The organism is Martelella sp. (assembly GCF_984369615.1).
Map to the genome: position 1 here is coordinate 1 of NZ_CFHTCS010000227.1, position 7286 is coordinate 7286.

The 7286-nt window shown below is 63.6% G+C and carries 7 protein-coding genes and 1 pseudogene; 7 read left to right on the forward strand and 1 reads right to left on the reverse strand.

Annotation, left to right across the window (positions count from 1 at the left end; all coding sequences use genetic code 11):
* A partial coding sequence (locus tag AC5DC2_RS16295) for an aldo/keto reductase (protein ID WP_491699238.1) occupies positions 1-824 on the reverse strand: 824 nt, incomplete at its 3' end.
* A 223-nt stretch (positions 825-1047) separates the two neighbouring features.
* On the opposite strand from AC5DC2_RS16295, the gene fabD reads away from it, so the two are divergent.
* The 7 genes and pseudogenes from fabD to AC5DC2_RS16330 form a co-directional block, all read left to right on the forward strand.
* The gene (gene fabD / locus AC5DC2_RS16300; protein WP_491699239.1) at positions 1048-1992 is read left to right on the forward strand and encodes an ACP S-malonyltransferase; all 945 of its coding nucleotides are present in this window, start codon (positions 1048-1050) and stop codon (positions 1990-1992) included.
* 67 nt (positions 1993-2059) lie between these two features.
* Positions 2060-2797 carry a 3-oxoacyl-[acyl-carrier-protein] reductase gene (gene fabG, locus AC5DC2_RS16305; RefSeq protein WP_024709536.1) on the forward strand — a complete coding sequence of 246 codons (738 nt, stop codon included), beginning with the start codon at positions 2060-2062 and terminating at the stop codon, positions 2795-2797.
* Positions 2798-3084: 287 nt separating this feature from the next.
* Positions 3085-3321, forward strand: coding sequence for an acyl carrier protein (locus tag AC5DC2_RS16310; RefSeq protein WP_018062986.1), 237 nt, complete (start codon positions 3085-3087; stop codon positions 3319-3321).
* 272 nt (positions 3322-3593) lie between these two features.
* Positions 3594-4856, forward strand: coding sequence for a beta-ketoacyl-ACP synthase II (gene fabF, locus AC5DC2_RS16315; RefSeq protein ID WP_491699240.1), 1263 nt, complete (start codon positions 3594-3596; stop codon positions 4854-4856).
* A 259-nt stretch (positions 4857-5115) separates the two neighbouring features.
* Positions 5116-6192 (forward strand): endolytic transglycosylase MltG, encoded by a 1077-nt coding sequence (mltG, locus tag AC5DC2_RS16320; protein ID WP_371260698.1) that lies wholly within the window; start codon positions 5116-5118, stop codon positions 6190-6192.
* A 102-nt stretch (positions 6193-6294) separates the two neighbouring features.
* Positions 6295-7182 carry a YicC/YloC family endoribonuclease gene (locus tag AC5DC2_RS16325; protein ID WP_024709539.1) on the forward strand — a complete coding sequence of 296 codons (888 nt, stop codon included), beginning with the start codon at positions 6295-6297 and terminating at the stop codon, positions 7180-7182.
* A gap of 4 nt (positions 7183-7186) precedes the next feature.
* A pseudogene (locus AC5DC2_RS16330) lies at positions 7187-7286 on the forward strand (guanylate kinase); the annotation flags it as partial.

Here is a 7286-nt window from a genome sequence, read left to right on the forward strand (position 1 = left end):
GCCGGCTCCTGCTGCGGCTTGCGGCGGCCGCCGAGCTCCGGCTGGATCGAGGCGCGCGAACCGGCCGGCACCTTTCCGCCGAGATATTTGCCGGTCAGAAGCCCGGTTGCAAGCGGCGAGAAGGCGAGCAGGCCGACATCCTCGTAATAGGCAAGTTCCGCCATATCGAGATCATGGTGCCGGTAGAGCAGGCTGTATTCGTTCTGGACGGTGGAAATGCGCGTCCGGTCGTGCTGTTCGGCGCGGTTGAGATAGCGCATCGTGCCCCAGGCCGTCTCATTGGAAAGGCCGATGGCGCGGATTTTGCCGGCCTTCACAAGCCTGTCCAGCGTGTCGAGCGTCTCGGCGATATCGACATGGCTCTGGTAGCGGTCCTGGCCGTAAGGGGAATAGGTCCAGGAATTGCGGAAGTGGAAATGGCCGCGATTGGGCCAGTGGATCTGGTAGAGGTCGATATAGTCGGTCTTCAGCCGCTTCAGGCTGGCGTCAAGCGCATTGCGGATCGCCTGCGGGGTGATCGGCTTGCCGTCGCGCACCCAGGGGCGGCCGGGGCCGGCGATCTTGGTCGCGAGCACGATGTCGTCGCGCTTCTTGCGGCGTTCGAACCACGAACCGACAAATTCCTCCGTGCGGCCATAGGTTTCCGCGCTGAGCGGCGTGACCGGATACATTTCGGCGGTATCGAAGAAGTTCACGCCGTTGTCCACGGCGTAGTCCATCTGGGCGTGGGCCTCCGCCTCCGCGTTCTGCGTGCCCCATGTCATGGTTCCGAGGCAGATTTGCGAAACTTCTATGCCGGTGCGGCCCAAACTATTGGTTTTCATGAAATTACCTGAAATACTGAAATGGCGGGTTTTGAGGAAACTTAGCGGGATAGCGCCGCAGCGCAAGCGCCCAACGGCATTTTCACGCGCAAATTCAGCCGCGAATGGCGGGGGCGCGCTATTGACACCGGCGGTCGAAACGTCAAATGGAAGGCCTTTCGGGCGTGGTTCCGGGGTGAACCGCGTCGAACCACATTGAATGATCGCCTCAGGGGGACCGCAGATGACAGTCGCATTCACCTTTCCCGGACAGGGCAGCCAGAGCGTCGGCATGGGCAAGTCGCTGGCCGATGAATTCACCGCCGCAAGGCTCGTTTTCGAGGAAGTCGACGACGCGCTCGGCGAAAAACTGTCCCGCACCATCTGGGAAGGCCCCGAAGACCAGCTTCAGCTGACCGCCAATACTCAGCCGGCGCTGATGGCGGTTTCGCTCGCCGCGATCCGTGTGCTGGAGGCGGAAGGCCTCGACCTGAAGGCCGACATTTCCTACGTCGCCGGCCATTCTCTGGGCGAATATTCCGCGCTCTGCGCGGCCGGCACATTTTCTCTGGCTGATACGGCGCGTCTCCTGCGCATCCGCGGCAATGCCATGCAGAAGGCCGTGCCGGTGGGCAAGGGCGCCATGGCGGCGATCATCGGGCTTGCCTTCGAGGATGTCGAGGCGGTTTGCAAGGAAGCGTCCTCGGCCGGCGTCTGCGAGATCGCCAATGACAATGGCGGCGGCCAGGTGGTGATTTCCGGCGAAAAGGCCGGCGTTGAAAAGGGCGTTGCGCTGGCAACGGACAAGGGCGCAAAGCGCGCGCTACTGCTGCCGGTGTCGGCTCCCTTCCATTCCTCGCTGATGGCGCCTGCCGCCGATGCCATGGAAGAGGCATTGGCAGAGGTGCGCAAGGGCGTGCCGGCGGTGCCGGTCGTTGCCAATGTGTGCGCCGAGCCGGTTTCCGATCCGGAAGAGATCGCGCGCCTGCTCGTCGCCCAGGTCACCGGACGGGTGCGCTGGCGCGAAACCGTCAGCTGGTTTGCGGCCAACCAGGTCGAGACGCTTTATGAGATCGGCGCCGGTAAGGTGCTGACCGGCCTGGCGCGTCGCATCGACCGTTCGGTCAACGGCATTGCCGTCGGCGGACCGGACGATATCGACGGCGCGCTGAAGGTGATCAAGGGCTGAATCGATTGATACTGGTTCGCTGCGCGCGGACCCTCACGCAAGACTAGATACGGGACGAGGTTTTAAAATGTTGGATCTTTCGGGGCGCAAGGCGCTCGTAACCGGCGCAAGCGGCGGCATCGGCGAGGCGATCGCCCGCCAGCTGCACGGGCAGGGCGCAACCGTCGCCCTGCACGGCACGCGGGCGGAAAAGCTTGAGGCGCTGGCCGCCGATCTCGGCGAGCGCGCCCATGTGTTTCCCGCCGACCTTTCCGACCGCGACGCCGTCAAGGCGCTCGGCGAGAAGGCCGAGGCCGACCTCGGCGGCATCGACATTCTGGTCAACAATGCCGGCATCACCAAGGACGGTCTGTTCGTGCGCATGAGCGATGCCGACTGGGAAAGCGTGCTGGAGGTCAACCTGACGGCCGCCTTCGTCCTGACGCGGGCGATCATGCATCCGATGATGCGCCGCCGCTTCGGTCGCGTGATCAACATCACCTCGATCGTCGGCGTCACCGGCAATCCGGGGCAGGCCAATTACTGCGCCGCCAAGGCCGGCATGATTGGTTTTTCGAAATCGCTGGCGCAGGAAGTCGCGCCGCGCAACGTCACCGTCAACTGCGTGGCGCCGGGCTTTATCGAGACGGCGATGACCGACAAGCTGAACGACAAGCAGAAGGAGGGCATTCTTTCCGCCGTGCCGATGAAGCGCATGGGCAGCGGGGATGACATCGCTTCCGCCGTCACCTATCTTGCCTCGAACGAGGCGAGCTATGTCACGGGCCAGACCCTGCACGTCAATGGCGGCATGGTGATGGTCTGAGCGAAGGTTGCGTTTTGGCGAACGCGAGCGGTTGAAATGCCCGCGCTCGCCGCAAACCGGCGCTTTTTTGGCTTTGCGCCGTGAACAAAGCATGGTAAGCGGGCCGGGACTGCCAAGAACAGTCCAGCGGATATGATCCGGTCCTGCGGGCCGGTTTTTTCCAATGTGGGCGTTGGTTCACGTGTTTGCCGCCACATCTCTTCGTGAAGCGAGGGATAGGACGGCGTTAACTTCAAGGGGTGCCCTGGCGCATCCCATCGAACTTGAGACAGGTCGAGGATACCGACATGAGCGATATCGCAGAACGCGTTAAGAAAATTGTAGTTGACCACCTGGGCGTTGACGCCGACAAGGTTGTTGAAAGCGCCAGCTTCATCGACGATCTGGGCGCAGATTCGCTCGACACTGTCGAGCTGGTCATGGCCTTCGAAGAAGAGTTCGGTGTCGAAATCCCCGACGATGCAGCCGACTCCATCCTGACCGTCGGCGACGCGATCAAGTTTATCGAGAAGGCCCAGGCCTGATCGACGCAGAAGCACCGGGCGGTTTTTCAGCGCTCTGCTGAATACCGCCTTGATCGGCCCGGTAAAACGGGCCATTTTTTTATCCTGAGCCGGATCCGGCGGTCGCCGGCGCCAGAAGATTTTGTCTGTCCGCTGGCCGGGCAGTAAAGACCGGCCGCCTTGGCTGTCCGGTTCGGCCGAAGGATGAAAATGCCGCTTTGCTGGGATGGCGGCGACCCGGTTCCGTCACGGCGCCGGAGGCGAAAAGAAAACTGAAAAGGGGCGATCCACCAATGAGGCGTGTAGTAATCACCGGTCTGGGCATGGTAACGCCGCTGGGATGCGGAACCGAGGTCACCTGGTCGCGCTTGCTGGAAGGCAGGAACGGCGCATCCAAGGTCACCGCTTTCGAGACGGATGACCTGGCGGCCAAGATTGCCTGTTCGATCCCTTTGGGTGACGGCAGCGACGGGACGTTCAACGCGGATCAATGGCTCGAGCCGAAGGAACAGCGCAAGGTCGACCCCTTCATCATCTATGCGATGGCTGCCGCCGACATGGCGCTGAACGACGCCGACTGGCACCCGAAAAGCGATGACGACCAGATTTCGACGGGCGTCCTGATCGGGTCCGGCATCGGCGGTCTCGATGGTATCGTGGAAGCCGGATACACGCTGCGCGACCGCGGTCCGCGCCGGGTCTCGCCATTTTTCATCCCTGGCCGCCTGATCAATCTGGCCTCCGGCCAGGTCTCCATCCGCCACAAGCTGCGCGGCCCCAACCATTCTGTCGTCACCGCCTGCTCGACCGGCGCGCACGCCATCGGCGACGCCAGCCGGCTGATCGGCTTCGGCGACGCGGACGTGATGGTCGCCGGCGGCGCGGAATCGCCGATCTGCCGCCTGTCGCTTGCCGGCTTTGCCGCCTGCAAGGCGCTGTCGACGGATTTCAACGACGATCCCCAGCGCGCCTCGCGTCCCTATGACGTCGACCGCGACGGCTTCGTCATGGGCGAGGGCGCCGGCATTGTAGTCCTTGAAGAGCTCGAACACGCCAGGGCCCGCGGCGCGACGATCTACGCGGAAGTGGTCGGATACGGGCTCAGCGGCGATGCCTACCACATCACCGCGCCGAGCGAGGACGGCGAAGGCGCCTTCCGCTGCATGACCTCGGCCCTGAAGCGCGCCGGCATTGCGCCGTGCGAGATCGACTACATCAACGCCCACGGCACGTCGACCATGGCCGATACGATCGAGCTCGGCGCCGTCGAGCGGCTTCTGGGGGAGGATGCCGGCAAGGTGGCGATGTCGTCCACCAAATCGGCGACCGGCCATCTTCTCGGTGCTGCCGGCGCGATCGAGGCGATCTTCTCGACGCTTGCGATTCGCGACAATGTCGCGCCGCCGACGCTCAATCTCGACAATCCCGAGCGCGAGACGCCGATCGATCTCGTGCCGAAAGTCGCGCGCAAGCGCAATATCGATGTGGCGCTGTCGAATTCTTTCGGCTTCGGCGGCACCAACGCCTCGCTGGTTCTGCGCCGCTATAACGGCTGACCCGCCGTCAGGCCTTGTGGAAGGACAAAAGAAACGGCTGACATTTTGCGGCCGTTTTTTTATCTAGGTTCAACGACTTCGGCGTTGGATTCGATATCGTTCGCCGCAGCGGCGGTTTGCTGCCGCAGGTCATGATGGTGAGGCCGCATCGCTTCCGGATGCGGCCGGACTTTTGTTTGAGAGGTTACCGGTGCGCGGTTCTGACCAGGAAAACGGGCGTGAGAACGGCGAGAACGCGGGAGACGACCGCCGGCCGGTCGTGCCGAAATCCGCCAGGGAGGCATTGCGGCCGGAGCGCGTCCCCGAGCCCGTGCAGCGTTCCAGAAAGGCCAAGAGCCAGTTCGTGACATTCCTGAATTTCGTGATGACGCTGCTGGTGCTTGCGGCGGTGGCCGTGGGTGGCATCTATTATTACGCGAAATCGAGCTACAATGAACCCGGTCCGCTGACGGTCAATGCGGAATTCACCGTGCGCGCCGGCGCGGGCCTTGCCACCATTGCAAGGGATCTGGAGCGCAACGGCATCGTCAGCGATTCGCGTATTTTCCGCTATGTGACGGCGGCCCATCTGAGAAACGGCGAGACCCTCAAGGCCGGCGATTATGAGATCAAGGCGGGCGCTTCCATGGCCGATGTGGCCGCCCTGCTCGAATCGGGAAAATCCATTCTCTACAGCATTTCCTTTCCCGAGGGCTTCACCGTCCGGCAGGTCTTCGACCGGCTGGCCTCCGATCCCAATCTGAGCGGAGACCTGCCTGAGGAACTGCCGTCCGAAGGAACGCTGATGCCGGAGACCTATCGCTTCTCGCGGGGGACGGACCGCACGGAGATCATCGAGCAGATGCGCGAGGGCCAGCAGCGCATGGTCGACGAGATCTGGCTGAAGCGGGACCAGGGCCTGCCGATCGACAACAAGGACGATTTCGTCACGCTTGCCTCGATCGTCGAGAAGGAAACGGGCATTGCCTCCGAACGGCCGCAGGTCGCAGCCGTTTTCCTCAACCGGCTGGAGCGGGGCATGCGGCTGCAGTCGGACCCGACCGTGATCTACGGTCTTTTCGGCGGCGAGGGCAAACCTTCCGACAGGCCGATCTACCGGTCGGATCTCGACAAGGAAACGCCCTACAACACCTATCGGATCAACGGCCTGCCGCCGGGGCCGATCGCCAATCCCGGCCGGGCGGCGCTCGAGGCGGTGGCAAACCCGGCCCGTACCGAAGACCTGTACTTTGTCGCCGATGGCACCGGCGGACATGCCTTCGCCCGCACGCTCGACGAACACAATGCAAATGTTCGCCGCTGGCGCAGGCTCGAAGCCGAGCAGGGCGCGAATTGACGCTCCGTCGGAGGACCCGGCTTAGCGCCGGGCGGAAAATGCTGTAGTTTGCGCCGCGATGGCCCGGCCTCGTTTGCCGGGCCGGAGCCGAGAGGGGAAGACATGAAGCCGCAATCCATGACGGGCTTTGCCCGCAGCGAGGGGCACTGGCAGCGCTATCGCTGGTCCTGGGAACTTCGTTCCGTCAACGGCAAGGGGCTCGATTTCAGGCTCCGGCTGCCGCAGGGCAGCGATCATCTGGAGAGTGACGTGCGCAAGCGTCTCTCCGGCCGTTTGTCGCGCGGCAATGTCCAGGTGGCGCTGTCGATCGCCCTTGCCGAGAGCAGGCTGGAACTCGCCGTCAACGAGGCGGCGCTGCAGGCGGTGCTCGACCTCAAGGCGCGCCTCGGCGATGCCGTTGACGACAGGCCGCTCACCATGGAGGGCCTTCTCGGCATGCGCGGGGTTGCCGAGTTCCGCGAGGTCGAGGAGAGCGAGGAGACAATCGCAACGCGCGACCGCATGATCCTTGATGATCTCGATCGCGCGCTCGACAGGCTGGCGGCCATGCGCGGCGATGAGGGCGAGAAGATCGTCGCGGTTCTCTCCCGCCAGATCGACAGGATCGAAGCGCTGACGGCAACGATTGCGCGCGACCCCTCCCGCTCTCCGTCAACGATTGCCGAAAAGCTCTCCGAGCAGGTGGCGAAACTGGTGGAGGCCGCGCCCGCGCTCGACGCGGACCGGCTCTACGCCGAGGCGGTGCTGCTCGCCACCAAGGCCGACCTGCAGGAAGAAATCGACCGGCTGAACGCCCATGTCGAAGCTGCGCGTGCGCTTTTGCAACAGGGCGGGCCATGCGGGCGCAGGCTTGATTTCCTGGCGCAGGAATTCAATCGCGAGACCAACACGATCTGTTCCAAGTCGAACGCCGTCGCGGTGACGGCGGCGGGGCTGGAGCTGAAGACGGTCATCGATCAGTTTCGCGAGCAGATACAGAATCTGGAGTAGAGCCATGGCAGAAAGCAATGCTGTAAACCGACGCGGGATCATGCTGGTTCTGGCGGCCCCGTCCGGCGCGGGCAAGTCGACGATCGCGCGGCGGCTGCTTGCCG

Excerpts from the sequence above, each read along its gene's own strand:
- fabG (WP_024709536.1), top strand. The coding sequence starts at position 2,060 with ATGTTGGATCTTTCGGGGCGCAAGGCGCTCGTAACCGGCGCAAGCGGC.
- AC5DC2_RS16325 (WP_024709539.1), top strand. The coding sequence starts at position 6,295 with ATGAAGCCGCAATCCATGACGGGCTTTGCCCGCAGCGAGGGGCACTGG.
- AC5DC2_RS16310 (WP_018062986.1), top strand. The coding sequence starts at position 3,085 with ATGAGCGATATCGCAGAACGCGTTAAGAAAATTGTAGTTGACCACCTG.
- fabF (WP_491699240.1), top strand. The coding sequence starts at position 3,594 with ATGAGGCGTGTAGTAATCACCGGTCTGGGCATGGTAACGCCGCTGGGA.
- fabD (WP_491699239.1), top strand. The coding sequence starts at position 1,048 with ATGACAGTCGCATTCACCTTTCCCGGACAGGGCAGCCAGAGCGTCGGC.